A 15802-nucleotide genomic window follows, 5' to 3' on the forward strand; every position below is an offset into this window, starting at 1 on the left:
TCAAAGGCAAATGGCGTGGCGCGTGAATGGTCAGGATCAGCACCGGGACGCAATCGAAGTGATTTCAATGGACGCCTATGTAGACCTCGTCCTTGTCGGGGAAGATCCAGCCTTGCGTTGGCTGGTTTTTGTACCGCGGACCATTCTCTTTATTTCCGGTGCTGATATTCCGGTTAGTGCCGCGATCTGGTAGTCGTCGTAGGTTCCGAGCCTTTGCGCAGTCACGATGAGTTCGTAACGTTGGTGTTCCAGCCGGGCCTTGTCTGCTTCGGCGTTCTGCAGCTCCGTGGCAGTGGATAAGAGTGTGGCGACGTGGGCATCCTTGTGTGCTCCTTGGGGGAGCATATCGTCGTAGGACAGCCCGATGGTGCGCACTGCTGTCAGGCTGGTTCCTGTTGCAGAGGCGACGGCTGTGGGCAGAACGCCGTCCCAGAGCGCATCAGCTATCTGTTGGTTCCTGCGTGTATTGATCGCCCTGACTGTGGCAGCGGCTTGGGACAGTGCCTGACGATTCTCCAAAAGTAATTTCTCGACGTTTGGCTTCATGGCACTGGAGGTGCCTTCGGTTTGGTTGGATTTACCTCGGTACCGGTAGCCGCCTCTGGGACTGGAAGCGGGGACCGGGTGATAGATTCTTCCTCCGACTGCTGGGCTGTGCATCATTGCGTTTGGTTTCCCACCGGCTGGATTTGGGGCTCGAGTTGGAGTGCCGATGCGGTCATGCGGTAGCACCGCTTGCCTTCGAGTTCCTGGGGCTCCACCCATACGACGTGGTCTTCGGCGGCTTCGAAGATCGCCCTGTTGTGGAACTCATCAGCGGCGAGCCACAGTACCGACGAGTCGGGCATCGAATCATCGACGAATCCGCTTCGGATGGTCTTGGAGTTTTGCCGGATTTCGACGAAGGCGCCAACGAGCTGGTGCCAATCGTCATGGCGGTACGCGGTCATGTTGTTTCCTCGGTGGTTCCGCCAGTGTGCTGGGGATCCTCCCAGCACACTGGCGATAAGAATGGCTTAGGCGTCCCGGAGGGGCACGTGGGCCTTGTCGGTGACGGTGCTGACGGCGATAAGGGTGCCGAGCGCGGTGATGACTGCATAGAACGCGGGCATGTAGACATTTCCTGTGGTGTTGATCAGCCAGGTCAGTACAAACGGCGCGGTGCCACCGAAGATGGCCGTGGAGATGTTGTAGCCCAGGCCGTAAGCGGAGTAGCGGACACGGGTCGGGAACAATTCAATGATCATGACGTGCATGACCCCGGTGTGTCCGGCAAAGATGACGGCCATGATGGTGGCGCCCAGGATGGCCAGGGGAACGGACCCGGTTGCGATGAGGGCGTAGCAGGGGATACCCGCGACGGCCATGCCGATGGAGGCGCCGATCAGGACCTTTTTACGCCCGATTCGGTCGGAGAGCCGGCCCGCGAAGGGGATGGCGATGCAGATGGCGATCAGGCTGGTGCCGGTGACCAGGAGGCCTTGGGCGACGGGGAATTTCAGGGAGCTGGACATGAAGGCAGGCATGTAGCTGAAGAGTACGTAATAGCCGGCGCCGTTCATCAGGGGGATAAAGAGGGCCAGCAGCATGGCACGGCGGTGCTCGGGTGAGGAGAAGGCTTCCTTGAGCGGGTTGTTGGAGAGCCCGCCTTCTTCTTTGAGCTTGATGAAGTTGGGGGTGTCTGTTATTTTCTTGCGGATGTACCAGCCGATGAGGCCCATGGGGATGGCGAGGAGGAACGGGATCCTCCAGCCCCAGGCGAGCACATCTGCTGCGGGGAGAACGTGGTACATCAAGAACGCGACGGCGGTACCGGTGAAGAGCGCGAGGAAGGATGCGAGCTGGGCGTAGCTGGTGATCTGGCCACGTTTGCCTTCGGGGGCGTATTCGGCCAAGAAGGTCAGTGCACCGGAGGTTTCGCCGCCTACTGAGAAGCCTTGGACGAGGCGCAGGGCGATGAGCAGTATGGGTGCCGCGATTCCGATAGCTGCGTAGGTGGGGAGCAGGCCGATGCCTGCGGTTGCAATGCTAATCAACATGATGCATAGGACGAGCATTTTTTGGCGGCCAATTTTGTCGCCGAGGTAGCCGCAGACGACGGCGCCAAGGGGGCGCACGAGGAATGAAACGGCGTAGCCGGCGAATACCAGCAGTAGGGCGTCGGAGGGCTTTTGGGCCTGCATGAACACCAGGGCGAGCGTGGTGGCCATGAAGCCGAAGATGCCGTTGTCATACAATTCAACGAAGACACCGACACACCCGGCCGTGACGACTTTTCGGACCTGTTTGGGGTCCAAGTGTGTGTGGTCAGTTGTGGGGGCTACTTGGGACATGTTCCTTTTTCCATTCTTCCCTTAAAGGCGGGAAAGGGTTTTGAGAAGTTGTTTAGGCTGCACGGCTGAACGACTCGATGCCGTCAAAGATGGCCTTCATCGTTTCTTCGAGGGTGTCGAGACGGCTTCTTTCGGCTCGGTAGTTCGCCGCGGCCTTTTCGACGGTGACCTGGCGGAAGCGGACCTTGTTGCCTGGTGGGACCTGTGCCAGGGCGGAAAGTCCCGTTAGGGTGGTCACGGCCAGCACGGGGTAGCCGGCGGTGACACCGCGGCCGCGGTGCAGGATGAGCAGCTCGCTGCCGGTGGGGACTTCAATCGCCCCGACGGGTACGCCTCGGGAGAGCATTTCCCCCGTTGTTTGTTTCTTTGGGAGCGGGCCGGTGAGGCGGAGCCCAATGGTGTTGCTCCTTTCGGTCATGGTGAATTCGCCCGTATACAGGTTCTCGGCGGTATCACCGAAGTCCGCAACGTCGGGGCCTTCGGTGACGTCGATGATCGTGGTGTCGGTATAGGTGGGCGGTTGGAAACCTGGGCGGTACAGCGGATGGACATAGACGGGGTGCTCGACCGGGGGATGTTCACCGAGCAGCGTGATTTCGTGTCCGGTATGTAGGAGCGTCCCGAACCCGAGGACCGGGTCGGGGGAGACGCTTCCCATGTAGGTGTCGGCTTCGAATGAGCCATGCACTGCAAGGTAGGTGCGCAGACCGCCTCGGATGTTGCGGATCGCAAGGCGCTGTCCTGCGCGGACGGATACGGGCAGCCATTGGGGGCAGGTCAGGCCGTCCACGGTGACCTCGGCGGGCGCGCCGGTGACGGCGATGAGGGTGTCAACGCCAGGGGTGGCGGCGAAATCGAGGGCGGTGATTTCGATGACCGCAGCGGTCTGCTCGTTGCGTGCCAGGATGTTCGCTGCCCGGCAGGAGAAGTGGTCCATGGCTCCGTTAGCGGGCAGCCCATATTGGGCGCCGTGAGGGCGCCCAAGGTCCTGGACGCATGCAAGGGAGGCCTGCTGGATCTTCAGAGTTCTAGTCATGGTCGGCCTCAAGTTTGGCGCCGGCGTAGTCGTCCCAGCTGCTTTCATCGATAGGTTCGAAGATAAACCGGTCCCCGGGTTTATAAGGGGTCAGTCTGTCACCGGCCGGGTCCACGATGTCTACGGGGGTCTGGCCGATAAGGGGCCATCCGGATGGTGCCTGCAGGGCGATGATGATGGCCTGTCTTCCGGCGATGGCCACTGACCTGGAGGGAACTTTCGTGCGGGGTTCCCCAAGCCGGGCTACCGGTGCGGGCAGGTCGGGCCCGTCCATCATGGGCGATCCCGCGGGGGAGCCGAAGCAACGCACGGTGTAGGGGGCTTCTGAGTGCCGGCGGATCAGGTCCGCAGACGTGATGCCGAGCTGCCGGGCGACCAGTTCCAGGTCCGGCCCGTGCTCACCGCCGTAGACCACCGGGACCCGGAAGGTGCTGGGCTGCCCGCCGAAATCGGAATCGGACAGGGAGGACTCGATCATCCTCACGGTGTGTTTCAGAGAGGAGTGGGTGATGGTGAAAGGGTCGAATTCGACCAGGACGGAGTCGTAGGTCGGCGCCAGTCCTGTTAGGCCGGGGATGGAGCATTTGTCCAAAGCTTCGGCGAGGGCGTGGACCCGCTTCCAGACGGCAATTTTGTCGTCGCCGCTGACGATAGCCCTCAGGGCTGAGTCACCGGCATCGACGATGGTGAAGGTTGGGGAGCAGATCATGTCAGGAAACCTTGTTGTGGAGTATCTCGGCGACGGGGGCGAGCCGTACACCGGCCTGCAGAAGTGCTTCGCGGGTCTTGAGAGCGACTTGGATGGACTCCGGGTTGTCGCCGTGCAGAAGGACGCTGTCGCACTGGATCGGGATGGCTTTGCCGTGGATGGATTCAATGACGCCCTCGGTGACCATCTTCACCGTCCGCGCAGCGATCAAGACCGGATCATGCAGGACAGCGTTGTCCTTGGAGCGGGACACCAGGGTGCCGTCATCTTCGTAATTTCGGTCGGCGATTCCGAAGATGGCCACCGGCAGTCCCCGTCGCCGGGCCAATGCGGCCAGTTCCCCTTCCTGAGCGAGGAAGATGATGTCGGGGTTCACGGCGGTGGCTGCGTCGATGACGGCACGGGCATAATCTGCGCGGGTGACAACGAGGTTGCCCAAACTTCCATGAGGGGTGATGTGCTGGAGCTTTATACCGTGCGCGGCAGTGAACGCTGAAAGGGCGCCGAGTTGGTACATGACGTCGAGGCGGATCTCTGTTTCTGTCAGTTCCATGGGGCGGCGTCCAAAACCTGTGCGGTCCGGGAAGCTGGGGTGGGCCCCGACCGCCACGCCGCGGAGCTGGCATGCAGCGACCGTGCGGTCCATGACCTGGGGGTCCCCCGCGTGGAAACCACAAGCGACGTTAGCCGAAGTGAGGACGTCCAGGAGCGCATTATCGTCGCCTAAAGTGTAGGCGCCGTAGCTCTCGCCAACATCAGCCACAAGATCCAAAGTGGGTGTCACCATCTTCTCCTCAGTTCGTTTTCGCGTTTGCCGTTCTGCAGCCGAGCTTAGGTCTGCGGGACAGGCACTGCTTAGGGCCTGAACACTGTTTTGCGGCCCTTGCGGAGCCCGACCTGGCCGCGGGTGAGCTCAAGGTTCATGTCGCGCAGGACGTGAAATGGACCGAAGTGCTTGTTCACTCCCTGCATGGAAATCATGGTCGCCACGGTCGAAGTATCACTTTCGGAGATCAGGACCGCTCCGGGAGTCTGGGAGGAAGCCATGGTTACCACCCGTATCGCTGAAGAGTAGGGAGCAGACCAAGAAGCTCTGCCGTGGAGGCACCCTCGTCCAGGATGCGGCGCCGGAATTCCTCCTCCTTGGCCTCGCGGGCTTCGGCTTTTGCCAGAGAGTCGAGGACGTCGGCGGCCTTGACGACGACGAGGCCGTCCCGGTCACCTATGATCACGTCGCCGCGGTCTACCAGGGTGCCGGCGAGGTTGATGGTTTCGCCGACCTGTCCAGGGTCAACCTTGGTTGTTCCACGGATGGAGATTCCGCGGGAAAAGACCGGAAAACCAGCGTCGATGATGGCCTCGGAGTCACGGACGGAACCGTCAATGACGAGTCCTGCAATCCCTGCCTGCTGCGCGGCGAGGGTCAGGACGTCGCCCCAGGGGCCGGCGTCGGTGAACCCTTTGGCGTCAACAACCAGGACGTCGCCGGGGCGTGCCACCAGGACCGCCTGGTGGAACATGAGGTTATCCCCGGGAGTGGTGTTCACCGTGAGTGCGGTTCCCACCAGTTTCATGGCGGGGTCCAGCGGCCTGATTTCGGACGCGATGGATCCGCGTTGGCCCTGTGCTTCGTAGACGGTCGCGGTGCCGAGCTTCAGCAGCCGTCGCAAATCTTCATCGGTGAACTCCGGGGGCGTGGTGTTTGCCTGGGTGGTCTGTTCTTGAGTCTGGGTCATTGGGATCGGCGTGACGCCTGGTCTCCTTCGGTATTACGGTGTTGGCCCGGGGGCTGCGAGAGACGGGAGGCGGCTGCGGGCATCCCGGTCCGATGAGAGGGACTGCCCGGCGCCGAATGGCGGACCACCTCATGACGAGTGCTGTTCCTAAGCTCGACGAGCGATCTGCGCTTCATCCTGGCCTTCTCCTTGTCATTGGGGTTCAAACGAGCCCCGCACTTCCTTGTGCCTTCCATCACACTAAAGCACGCTGAGAGCGGAGTCGCAAGTACGAGTCTTGTCGCATTATCTTGGGACGTCAATGGGTTTCCCAAGTGTTTACACGCCAGAAACACGGAGGCTGTTGCTGGAACTCCCTTGAAACACAACAAATCCACCGTACGCGGGATGCGGTCTTGTGAACTTGCGACTGATGTCTTAGTTTGGAATAGAACCCTACAACTTCGGAGCCAACCGTGAATCTATACAGGCCCTCAGCAACCATCGCCCGCGTCACCGCCGCTTCTTTGCGCCCTACCGGTGCCGCCGCTCCGGCCGGTGCAGTGTCGCTGTCGATGGGTGAACCGGACTTTGAAACGCCCCGGGAAATCGTCGACGCCGCCGTCGACGCGCTCCACGAAGGCTGGACACACTACGGGAACATGAACGGTGACCCCGAGTTGCGCCAGTGCATCGCCGACCTAGTCTCGGCCGAGTCCGGTCGAAGTGTCGATCCCGAGTCGGTCCTGGTCTCCCATGGAGGAGCCGCGGCGATCACCGCGACCATCCTGGCCACCGTGAACCCCGGGGAAAAAGTAGTCATCCCTGAGCCCACGTACTCGCTGTACCCTGACGCGGTACGGCTCGCCGGCGGAGAACCTGTCTTCGTACCCACGCGCCCGGACAACCAGTTGGACGTCCCGGCCCTGCTGGCGGCAGCGAAGGATGCGCGCCTCATTACTCTCTGCAACCCCGTCAACCCCACGGGTGCAGTGTTCAGCGGGGAATCGCTGGAGCAACTGGCTGAAGGGCTCCAGGGAACCGATACCTTGGTCCTGGCTGATGAGGCCTACGCCCACATAGTCTACGACGAGGGCTTCATCTCCTCGCTGGCCATCCCCGCCCTGCAGGAACGCCTGGTCTACTGCCAGACCCTGTCCAAAACATATGCCATGACCGGTTGGCGGGTGGGCTACGTCGTGGCCCCCGAGGAAATCGCGGAGTCTATCCGTGCGGTACACCGCACCATGAACAGCTCCGTCAACGCATCAGCGCAGCGGGCTTCGCTCAAAGCCCTGCAACTCGGGCCCGGAATCTCCACTGACATGCTTGCCGCCTACCGGGAACGCCGGGACTACGTGGTCAAACGCCTCAAGAACATCCCTGGGGTGGAATTCACCGAACCGACTGGAGCGTTCTACGCGTTCTTCCGCTACCCTCAGGCGCTCCCTGCAACCGTCATGCTCGAGAAGTTCAAGGACCACGGCGTCGTCCTGCGCGCTGGAAGCGAGTACGGCCTATCCGGCGAAGGGCACCTGCGGCTGTCGTTCGCCGCAGACCTCGATACCCTAAAGACTGCCCTTGATCGCATCGAACAAGGCATTCAGGAGATACAGGGGTGACCGTCCTGGCTACCGAACAGCTCAACGGGGCCGCAGTGCGCGGGCGCCGCGATGTGGTGCGCAACAAACGCCGGCTGCTCAACGCTGCCGGGGAGCTGCTGCGGGAAGACCCTAAAAATGCTTCCATGCCCGCAATAGCGGAAAAAGCTCAGCTTTCAGTTGCCACCGCATACCGGTACTTTCCCACCATTGAAGAGTTGCACAGCGCCTACCTGCACAGCGTGCTGGTCAACGTACGTGACTACACCCTGGCCTCGCCGCTGCACGGAACAGCACTATTCGAAGACGTAGTTATCCGGTGGGTGAAACTGCTTGAAACCTACGGCCCGGCCATGATCCAGGTCCGCTCCAAGGAAGGCTTCCTCACCCGCCTGCACGCGGACGATGACGTCATCCGCACGGTCCATGACGGTTGGGAGCGGCCAATCCGCGAGGTCCTGCGGGAACTGGGCGTACCCGAGGATCGCTTCGACTTCGCCCTGATGTTCTACAACGCCCTGTTCGACCCCCGCGAAATCAACGACCTGCTTCACAACCGCGGCAAGCTCTCAGAGGACGAGGCGATCCACACCCTGATCCAGGCGTACTACGGGGCCCTCAAAGGCATGGCCGCGGGCTAATCCTCGACCGGACCGATCTCAGTCAGCACGGTCTTCGACCTGGTCTGCATGTTGGCTGCGATCGGTGTCTGGGCCGTGCTCATGCCCGAGGTGCTCGGTCAGTTCCGCTTCCGGCGCGGTCTCCAGCACGTTCCTCGTGAGCTGGTTCAGCAGCACGCCCGGGCCTACCAGGCTCACGCCCTGCTCCTTTGTTTTCGCCGTCGATGATTGTTTGGCCAGCATCATGCGCATCTCCGGCAGCTGGCTCACGGCCCATTTTTGAGGCACTCTCCCGGGCTGTTTTAGAACGCCGATAACGGATATTCCGTCAAGCTTTCGCCCGGGGGACAGGCTCGGCTGTAGCTGAGATTCAGCGGGTTTCAGTGGGCTCCGGTTTGCATGGCTTGGCGTACTGCTTCGGCGGCGCCCTGCTTCCAGGGGGCTCCGTGACCGGGCAGGAGCACGGCAGCGCCGGTAGCTCCTATGGCCTCCAACGAGGCCAGGGACTGCCGGGTGTTTTTTGTTGCTGCGGAAGCGACAATTTGAGGGCCGGACTTTCCGGTGTAGGGGTCCAGGGTGACCAGGGCGTCACCGCTGAGGACGACTCCCCGGTCCGGCAGCTGGAGAATGCAGTGGCCGTCAGTGTGACCTGGTGTGTGTGCAACGGTAGGGCACCCGGGCACCGGGACGGCGGTACCTGGTTGCAGCCGCTGGGTAGTTGATACGCCCTTGACCTTGAGTGCCCCGGCGGCGGCCATGCCTGCCAGCAGTGGCAGGGATCGGGGGTGGGTAAAGGGGTAGAGGAAGCGGTTGCGCTCGGGCTTGTACCGGTACGGGTGGGCAGCGAGGTAGGTGTCCTGTTCGTGGACCAGCACAGGCAGGCCCCATTCCTGGTGGGCTCGCAGGGCAAATCCGACATGGTCGAAGTGGCCGTGGGTGAGCACCAGTGCCTTGACTTCGTCCGGGCGCCTGCCGCGGTCCTCGAGGAGTTGGCACAGCATGGGCCACATGGTCGGTAGACCCGCGTCGACGAGGGTGATCCCCTCGGCGTCTTCGATGACGTAGCAGTTGACGTGCGCAGGGTGATCATGTGTATGCCGTCGCCGACCTCCAGATGGATCATGCGCCCTCCCTCCAGCACCAGAGTGCTTTTTGCGTGACCGCGGTCGGTCTTGTTTCGTCGAGAGAATCCATGGGACAGGTCCGCCCAGCCTGTACGGCTGCCACCACCATGTCAAGAGACGGCACAGGTTGCACGTAGAACTGAACCTATCTGGGCCGGCGGCGACAGGTTACGGTGCAACTCATCCCAACGGCGGGATCTAACGAGGCCAGATCCGGCACCGGGTCCTGGTGAAGTACGGCGTTTATCCTTGACTGGACAGTGCTGGTGGCGAGGGATAGCTTCAAGGCAACACCGCATGGTGCTACCGCCGCGTGCCGCTGGCGGGACTCATACCTATCTAAGGCGGCGGCGTGAGTGCAACCCATTTTGATGACTTTGTTCGGGACGCCATCAACAGCGACCCGGGTAGTGACAGGGGGTTGGAGGCTGAGGAACTGTTCGGTCTGTACACCAGCTGGTGTCTGCTAACGGAATGCCCGCAGGAATCAACCGAGGCCCTTTGGCATGCCCTTGATGCCAGGGGCATCATCCCAGGGAGAAATACTCTCGCGATGACCGGGCAGGCTGCGGCCGATTACATCCTCGCCAGCGCACCAGGCCTCGTCTAAGGGAGCCGGTCCACGCTGCCGCTGGGTCTTGAGCGGAAATTGCTGTCGTGATCCGAGCTGCCGACGCAGCGGGGATAAGGTGCAGGAGGTTGCCTGCTTGGCGACGGACCCAGGCAACGAGCTTGCCGATCAGGAGACTGACTGTCTTTCCAATTGGCGAAGTTCCGGTCAAATAGCGGTTGACCGAAGCTCCGGTCCATTATGTGCCACCGAAGCTTGGAATTTCCTGGGAACTAGCCAAAGAGAGCGCGGACCATCATGGAGGGGTTGGCAGTGGTTCCGAGTCAAGCGAACTTCAGAACGACAGTCTAGAGAGCCGACAATAAAGATTCCGTCAACCTGGGCAAGGGCCGTCGGAAGCTTTAAGCCTGAAGACGTAGGAGTTGTGGTCGTTGTAGAGTTCGAATGTTCCGGTCATGGTTTCCCCTCTTGCTACCCTGGCATTGCCTTGGGTTCGCGTTACCTATGAAAGCGCATCGTTGCGCTCCGGCCCCCAAGCCGCGCGGCACCCCCACCGTAACGAAGGACTCATTTACCCGCGAGTACGATGGGACGGCGCGTGTTTGCGATCAGTAACGGGATGGCAATGGGTCCGCCGCCTTGGTGTCCATCCTAGTTTTAGCGGCCGTTTGGCTGGGCGCAGGCCATGAGTATGGTGCCGCCGCTAGACGGTTTGCCCTTACGGCTCGCGGCAAGCGCGGCGAGGTCCCGGATCAGCCGCTGAACCTCATGTTCCCGACCTTTACGCGCTGGAAGCTGGGGCACTGGCCGCGGCCGAGCGAGTCGGTGGCGGTGCGGTGCTGGAACTGCCCGTTCCGTACCGGTTTGGATTCCACTCGTGCTCATACGTCCCCCAACGCGATCATTGCTTGCTTGTGGTACCACTCTAAAAAACCGGGTGGAGGAGCGGAAGCGAATAGACCAATCCTCGGCAGACCTTGTGTCGATCTTGAGCAGCGGGCAACTTTCGTAGCTCAGCCCAAGGACTGATCCTCCTCCTTCATGTAGTAGTCCACGCCGCTGTATCCACCGTCGGGGACGAGCGATGCCCCGGTGATGAAGGCCGCCTCAGGGCTCAGGAGAAAGGCGACGATCTTCGCGATGTCCGCCGGTTTGCCGTTACGGCCTAGGGGGGGTGATGTTTGCCGCGGCATAGGAGCCCGGCAGAATGCCTGAATCAATCCAGCCGGGGGTGACGGCGTTGACTCGGACACCGCGTGGACCAAGGACGTTGGCCAGGCTCCGGGTTAGCGAAAGAAGCGCAGCCTTGCTCGCGGGGTAGGCAATGCCCCGGTACGAGCCAACGAACGCATCGATGCTGGCAAGGTTCACGATGCTTCCGCCTGCCGGCATGCCGGGCCCGATGGTCTGGGCTAGGATCAGGGGAGCGGTGACGTTGACCTCCAGTATCCTGTCCCAAGCATCAAGCGTCATGGAATCGAAGGTTTCCTTCTCGAGAATCCCGGCGTTGTTGACCAGGGCGCTCAATGGAAATTCCTGGCATATCTGTTTGGCGAACGCGAGGGTTTCCGCGCGGTTAGCAAGGTCGATTTGGCGTATCTGGACGTCATGGGTGCGGGCCAGGTGTTCGGCTTCATCGCGGCCAGTAAGGTAGGTAGCCACGACGTCCCACCCGGTCGCGGCCAGGCGTTCGGCGATGGCCCGGCCGATTCCGCGGGCTCCGCCCGTAACCAGAACCGTGCCAGCTGACATCATGCCTCCCTCGGGCTTGGTTAGGAACGGGTAGACATACCCTGGGCCTGTCAGCCGCGGAAAGCCAGCCCTAACTCCATCCGTGCCGCCGGAAAAGCGTTTTCGCCTCGGGTAGCCGCCAAGGAAGCTCTCAGGAAATCATTCCGGCCAGAACTCGCGCCCCGGTCCGGGCGCCGTCGGCCTCCCGGATCCGCTGGCCCACCATGGTTGTTGCACTGCGGAAGTCCGCTGAGTCCAGCACAGTCTTCACGACGCCGGCGATCTGCTCACGGGATGATGACGCCTTGATCACCAGTCCCGCCCCGGCGTCCTGCACTGCTTTGCCTACCATGCGCTGGTCCAACAAGGGATGCATCGGTGCTATCACCAGGGGGAGTCCGTGGCCCAGTGCCAGCATGGTCGTGGCGTGGCCGCCGTGGCCAATCACCGCGGCGCAGTCGGGCATCACGTCCCTGTGGGGAAGGTAGCGGTGCACGATCGTGTTCGGCGGCGCGGTAAAGCTTGCCGGATCAATGGCTGGACCGGTGGTTACCACCACCTCGAGCGGAAGATCGGCCACCGCCTGCAGTACCTTGTGAAGGAAGCCCTCCTGGCCGGGAAACGCGGTCGTGCTCAGGCTTACCAAAACCTTGGGTGGTGAGCCTGATGGGGCAGGATCTGCCGGCTGAGCGACGTCGACGACCGCCCCGGTCCACGCCAATTTGCCGTTGCCGTTCTTGCCTCCGGCCGGGTCCAGGAGCGGATCGGAGCACACCAGGATCCGGTCGGCACGCTTCATCACGCGTCGTGGCCCGAGGCCCCGCGCTGTGATCACGGCCGTGAGGGGCGTCCGCCGGAACGGGCCGTCGAAAAAGGCGTAGAAGGAATGCACCAACACGGCGGTGCGGAGCCCTGCCCGCACGGCAGCGTCAATACCACTGAGCAACAGGCAGTCAACGATGACCACATCAGGCGGATCCCGCCGCGCCTCTTCCACGATGTCGCGCGCGACGCCGGGATGGGTGAACGCAGACACCATCATGGAGATCTGCTGCAGTGTGGACATGTGCTCGGCCGGGGTCATCCGGAACGAACCGTCATAAGCGCGGAATTCCGCGCCCACGGCCTCTATCTGCCCCGCCTGCTGTCGATTTCCCAGGAACCGCACGCGGTGACCGTCCCGGACCAGTTCACCGGCGATGCCAACGGCTGGCGGAACATTCCCGCCAGCGTCGAGAGTCGAGAAGAGAAAATTTGCCACTAGGACCTCCCGGCGGTCAGGCACGACTGGGGTAAACACCAACGCTCGCCCCGCCTCATGCGACCGCTCCTCCCGAAGACGCTATGCCCCGGACGATCACAACCGCGTGCTCGACGGGTCATGCACGGTCTCCCGGTGCTACGTTCCTTGCTGATGCTGATTATGGTTCCTAAGCACGCGTTACTACCGCGTTATCCGGATTTCATTACCTTCCGGCGGACCGCTGTCGATCGGAAGCGACTGCGAACGGGGAGAGATCGAAAAGGGTGCGCTCAGCGAACGTAGCGCACCTTTTTCGTGCCCGCGGGTGGGCAAACGTGGCACTTTTCATGGCTGCTGACACCGTGGGTTCTGCAGGAATCGCCTGGATTGGATCCTTTGTCGCCGGAACGAACCTTGGTACTGGCTGGAGGCTCGAGGCCACCCGCCGGACCCTCTCTCACGCCTGAGGACCAGCCAGACGCTTTTCAGCCGGGATGCTTGAAGGGGCTGTCAGCCATCGCCGGGAAGACGCGTCCTTCTGGTCGGGGTGTCATGCTCCGGACGGGCCCGCCCACGCACTGAAGTCGCCCCTTCGTCCTTTCCCACGTTCGTCGTCATCCTTGCCACACCGGCGGCACCGCCTATACACCGCGCCGTCCTCAGCGTGTTCGAGATGCCATTCGTGCCGGAAATTCAGCTTGCATAGCAGGGCCTGAAACATGGCAGCCTCCGATCAAAACCGCAGGACTCTGTACGCTCAATGATGCTCCTCACGACCCCCGGAAGAAACCAGCAACTGGTGGTAATACGGCTGCCCAGGAACCTCTGGACCCCCACTGGAAGACGATGGCAACAGTCCTGCGCATCATCATCCTCGCATTGGCGGCTGCCGCCGACGGCCTGACTGTCATCTGGCTGATCCTGCGCATAACGGCCAAAGATCCCGCGAAAATCCGCGGGACAATGCTGTTCAACCGGTTCGGATCGGCATGATCCAGGGACTCACTGTGCACCACCTGGTGGGGATCCGGTTCGGCAGCAAAAAGGCCAGCGCCAACTAACTGAGGCCCGTTTGCTCCGGCTCCAACTGCAGCTTCTCCCAGCCGATCCAAAGTGCCGATAATTGATCTTCCGTAAAGCTACGGCCGAGGGCAGGTCACTCCAGCTTGGCGTGGCGCAGGTTCTGGTAGACGGTTTCCCTGCTGATTCCATAGTCGCGGGCAAGTAAGGCTTCGGTACGCCGCTGTCGGCGCGCTGGACCAGTTCGGCGGCCCGTTCTGGCGTGAGGGTCTTTTCCGTCCTTTGTAGGCGCCACGCTGTTTAGCCAGCGCGATGCCTTCCCGCTGGCGTTCCCTGATGAGGGAGCGTTCGAGCTCGGCGAACCACCCATGACGGAGAGCATGAGGTTGGCCATGGGCGAGTCCTCACGGTGGGGGACGAGTTGGCCGGGTAGAGGGACTGGTCCGGGTAGGTGTGGCCGGAGTTGTTGGCGTCGGCAGCGACCTGCCAGCCGGCGAGATAGAGGGCCCGCAGCCCGGCCTTGACCTGCTGCACGGTCTGGTTGCCGGTCAGCGCACCCAGGGCGTTGGTGTAGCCGCCGGACTTGTGCTCTTCGGTGAGCTGCTTCCACAACTTCTCCGAGCCGCGGCGGGCAAGGGTGTGTTCTTCGGAGACGCGGCCGCGGAGGCGGACGACCGGAAGCTGAGTAGTCCCGGGTCACACCTTCCCAGCGCGGGTTGGCGGCCCACTCGAGCTCCAGGGCGGCGGCCTGCTGCTCGGGCGTCTGCGAGGTGGGCTCAAATGCTGCAGTCATCGTTGATCTCCTTGGTTGCAATCCGGCCGCGTCCCTCCTGCCTCGCGGCAGGTCTGTTCGGTGGATCGGTGCGGTGTTGCACGGCTTTGCAGCCGTGGGGTGTTTCTGAGTTTGGGGCGGCGGGGCGCCGTCTGTGGCGCCTCCGCTCACGGCCATACTCCGGTCGTTTTTCGCTGGACAATCAGCGCCCGGCGGCGGCGGTACCAGAATGCGCTAGGTGAGATACCACCGTCGCCAGTTGCTGTTGTCGGGACTGATCAGTACTTGATGAGGACCTAGTACTTGATGACGACGCGACCGTCGATCTTGGCGTGCTTCATCTCGTCGAGAACGGCGTTCACCTCCGAAAGCTCCCGGGTGGAGACGGTGGGGTGGATCTTGCCCTGGGCGTAGAAGTCCAGCGCCTCCTCAAGGTCCTGTCGGGTTCCCACGATGGAGCCGCGAACTGTCAGGCCCTTGAGTACGATCTCGAAGATCGGCGCGGGGAAATCTCCCGGCGGCAGGCCATTGAAGACGATGGTGCCGCCCCGGCGGGCCATGCCGATGGCCTGCCCGAAGGCTGACGGGTGCACTGCCGTGACCAGGACGCCATGGCAGCCGCCGGTTTCGCGCTGGATGACTTCAACGGGATCTTCATGCAGCGCGTTGACGGTGAGCTCCGCACCGTGCTTCTTGGCCAGGGCCAGCTTGTCGTCCGCGATATCCACGGCGGCCACCCGCAGGCCCATTGCCACGGCGTACTGGACGGCTATGTGCCCGAGTCCGCCGATACCGGAAATCGTGACCCACTGGCCCGGTTGGGCCTCGGTCATCTTCAGGCCCTTGTAGACGGTGACGCCGGCGCAAAGCACCGGGGCGACTTCCACCGGGTCCGAACCCGCCGGGATGCGTGCGGCAAAGCGCGTATCCACGAGCATAAACTCGCCGAAGGAGCCGTCCACACTGTAGCCGGCGTTCTTCTGCGCTTCACACACTGTCTCCCACCCGGTGCGGCAGTACTGGCAGTCGCCGCAGGCGGACCAGAGCCAGGCGTTGCCGACGAGGTCTCCGACAGCCAGGTCAGTGACACCATCGCCCAAGGCAACCACTTCGCCTACGCCTTCGTGGCCGGGGATGAACGGGGGTGACGGCTTGACGGGCCAGTCGCCCTCCGCTGCGTGGAGGTCGGTGTGGCAGACGCCGGTGGTGATGACCTTGACCAGCGCCTCACCCCGGCCCGGGCTGGGAACGGGGAGGCTCTGGATCTGAAGATCTTTGCCGAATTCAGTTACTACAGCTGCTTGCATCGTCGTCATTGTCGATTTTC

The 15802-nt window shown here is 62.3% G+C and carries 18 protein-coding genes and 2 pseudogenes; 4 read left to right on the forward strand and 16 right to left on the reverse strand.

Annotated elements, in window-relative coordinates:
- Positions 1-75: 75 nt before the first annotated feature.
- The 8 genes from ACFC25_RS10015 to ACFC25_RS10050 all read right to left on the reverse strand — a co-directional run bounded on the left by ACFC25_RS10015 (position 76) and on the right by ACFC25_RS10050 (position 5814).
- Positions 76-546: a hypothetical protein gene (locus ACFC25_RS10015; RefSeq protein WP_376045003.1), complete on the reverse strand. Its 471-nt coding sequence runs from the start codon at positions 544-546 to the stop codon at positions 76-78.
- 113 nt (positions 547-659) lie between these two features.
- Complete coding sequence (locus ACFC25_RS10020) at positions 660-950, reverse strand: hypothetical protein (protein ID WP_376045004.1); 291 nt, start codon at positions 948-950, stop codon at positions 660-662.
- 66 nt (positions 951-1016) lie between these two features.
- Positions 1017-2333 carry an MFS transporter gene (locus ACFC25_RS10025; RefSeq protein ID WP_376045005.1) on the reverse strand — a complete coding sequence of 439 codons (1317 nt, stop codon included), beginning with the start codon at positions 2331-2333 and terminating at the stop codon, positions 1017-1019.
- Between the two features lie 52 nt (positions 2334-2385).
- On the reverse strand, positions 2386-3369 hold the full coding sequence (locus tag ACFC25_RS10030) for a biotin-dependent carboxyltransferase family protein (protein ID WP_376045006.1): 984 nt from the start codon (positions 3367-3369) through the stop codon (positions 2386-2388).
- Complete coding sequence (locus tag ACFC25_RS10035) at positions 3362-4078, reverse strand: allophanate hydrolase subunit 1 (RefSeq protein WP_376045007.1); 717 nt, start codon at positions 4076-4078, stop codon at positions 3362-3364. Before ACFC25_RS10035 ends, ACFC25_RS10030 begins: the two co-directional genes overlap by 8 nt.
- Before the next feature lies 1 nt (position 4079).
- A complete protein-coding gene (locus ACFC25_RS10040; RefSeq protein ID WP_376045008.1) occupies positions 4080-4862 on the reverse strand; it encodes a LamB/YcsF family protein in 783 nt (260 codons plus the stop codon).
- Positions 4863-4933: 71 nt separating this feature from the next.
- Positions 4934-5125: a hypothetical protein gene (locus tag ACFC25_RS10045; RefSeq protein WP_376045009.1), complete on the reverse strand. Its 192-nt coding sequence runs from the start codon at positions 5123-5125 to the stop codon at positions 4934-4936.
- Positions 5126-5127: 2 nt separating this feature from the next.
- Positions 5128-5814, reverse strand: coding sequence for an RraA family protein (locus tag ACFC25_RS10050; protein WP_376045010.1), 687 nt, complete (start codon positions 5812-5814; stop codon positions 5128-5130).
- Positions 5815-6269: 455 nt separating this feature from the next.
- On the opposite strand from ACFC25_RS10050, the gene ACFC25_RS10055 reads away from it, so the two are divergent.
- Both ACFC25_RS10055 and ACFC25_RS10060 read left to right on the forward strand, forming a co-directional pair.
- Positions 6270-7415, forward strand: coding sequence for a pyridoxal phosphate-dependent aminotransferase (locus tag ACFC25_RS10055; protein WP_376045011.1), 1146 nt, complete (start codon positions 6270-6272; stop codon positions 7413-7415).
- Positions 7412-8035, forward strand: a complete 624-nt coding sequence (locus ACFC25_RS10060) for a TetR/AcrR family transcriptional regulator (protein WP_376045012.1) — start codon at positions 7412-7414, stop codon at positions 8033-8035. Before ACFC25_RS10055 ends, ACFC25_RS10060 begins: the two co-directional genes overlap by 4 nt.
- Before the next feature lie 18 nt (positions 8036-8053).
- Here ACFC25_RS10060 and ACFC25_RS10065 read toward each other — a convergent pair whose 3' ends face one another.
- Positions 8054-8284 (reverse strand): hypothetical protein, encoded by a 231-nt coding sequence (locus tag ACFC25_RS10065; protein ID WP_376045013.1) that lies wholly within the window; start codon positions 8282-8284, stop codon positions 8054-8056.
- A gap of 110 nt (positions 8285-8394) precedes the next feature.
- Positions 8395-9252, reverse strand: a complete 858-nt coding sequence (locus tag ACFC25_RS10070) for an MBL fold metallo-hydrolase (RefSeq protein WP_376045014.1) — start codon at positions 9250-9252, stop codon at positions 8395-8397.
- A gap of 238 nt (positions 9253-9490) precedes the next feature.
- Here ACFC25_RS10070 and ACFC25_RS10075 point away from each other — a divergent pair, with 238 nt between their 5' ends.
- The gene (locus ACFC25_RS10075) at positions 9491-9748 is read left to right on the forward strand and encodes a hypothetical protein (RefSeq protein ID WP_376045015.1); all 258 of its coding nucleotides are present in this window, start codon (positions 9491-9493) and stop codon (positions 9746-9748) included.
- A 974-nt stretch (positions 9749-10722) separates the two neighbouring features.
- On the opposite strand, the gene ACFC25_RS10080 is transcribed toward ACFC25_RS10075, so the two are convergent.
- From ACFC25_RS10080 to ACFC25_RS10090, 3 genes are all read right to left on the reverse strand, one after another.
- The gene (locus ACFC25_RS10080; protein WP_376045016.1) at positions 10723-10902 is read right to left on the reverse strand and encodes an SDR family oxidoreductase; all 180 of its coding nucleotides are present in this window, start codon (positions 10900-10902) and stop codon (positions 10723-10725) included.
- Positions 10868-11461, reverse strand: coding sequence for an SDR family NAD(P)-dependent oxidoreductase (locus tag ACFC25_RS10085; RefSeq protein WP_376045017.1), 594 nt, complete (start codon positions 11459-11461; stop codon positions 10868-10870). The genes ACFC25_RS10080 and ACFC25_RS10085 overlap by 35 nt, the downstream gene beginning before the upstream one ends.
- Positions 11462-11591: 130 nt before the next feature.
- Positions 11592-12701: a glycosyltransferase gene (locus ACFC25_RS10090; RefSeq protein ID WP_376045018.1), complete on the reverse strand. Its 1110-nt coding sequence runs from the start codon at positions 12699-12701 to the stop codon at positions 11592-11594.
- 828 nt (positions 12702-13529) lie between these two features.
- On the opposite strand from ACFC25_RS10090, the gene ACFC25_RS10095 reads away from it, so the two are divergent.
- On the forward strand, positions 13530-13676 hold the full coding sequence (locus ACFC25_RS10095; protein ID WP_376045019.1) for a hypothetical protein: 147 nt from the start codon (positions 13530-13532) through the stop codon (positions 13674-13676).
- A 163-nt stretch (positions 13677-13839) separates the two neighbouring features.
- On the opposite strand, the pseudogene ACFC25_RS10100 reads toward ACFC25_RS10095, so the two are convergent.
- The 3 genes and pseudogenes from ACFC25_RS10100 to adhP form a co-directional block, all read right to left on the reverse strand.
- Positions 13840-14109: pseudogene (locus ACFC25_RS10100) on the reverse strand (recombinase family protein); the annotation flags it as partial.
- Positions 14100-14496 (reverse strand): annotated as a pseudogene (locus ACFC25_RS10105) (isocitrate lyase); the annotation flags it as partial. The pseudogenes ACFC25_RS10105 and ACFC25_RS10100, both read right to left, overlap by 10 nt.
- Positions 14497-14771: 275 nt before the next feature.
- Positions 14772-15782 (reverse strand): alcohol dehydrogenase AdhP, encoded by a 1011-nt coding sequence (gene adhP, locus ACFC25_RS10110; RefSeq protein ID WP_376045117.1) that lies wholly within the window; start codon positions 15780-15782, stop codon positions 14772-14774.
- Positions 15783-15802 lie beyond the last annotated feature (20 nt).

Origin of the sequence: Pseudarthrobacter sp. NPDC055928 (genome assembly GCF_042270935.1) — a bacterium.
Taxonomy (GTDB): Bacteria; Actinomycetota; Actinomycetes; order Actinomycetales; family Micrococcaceae; genus Arthrobacter.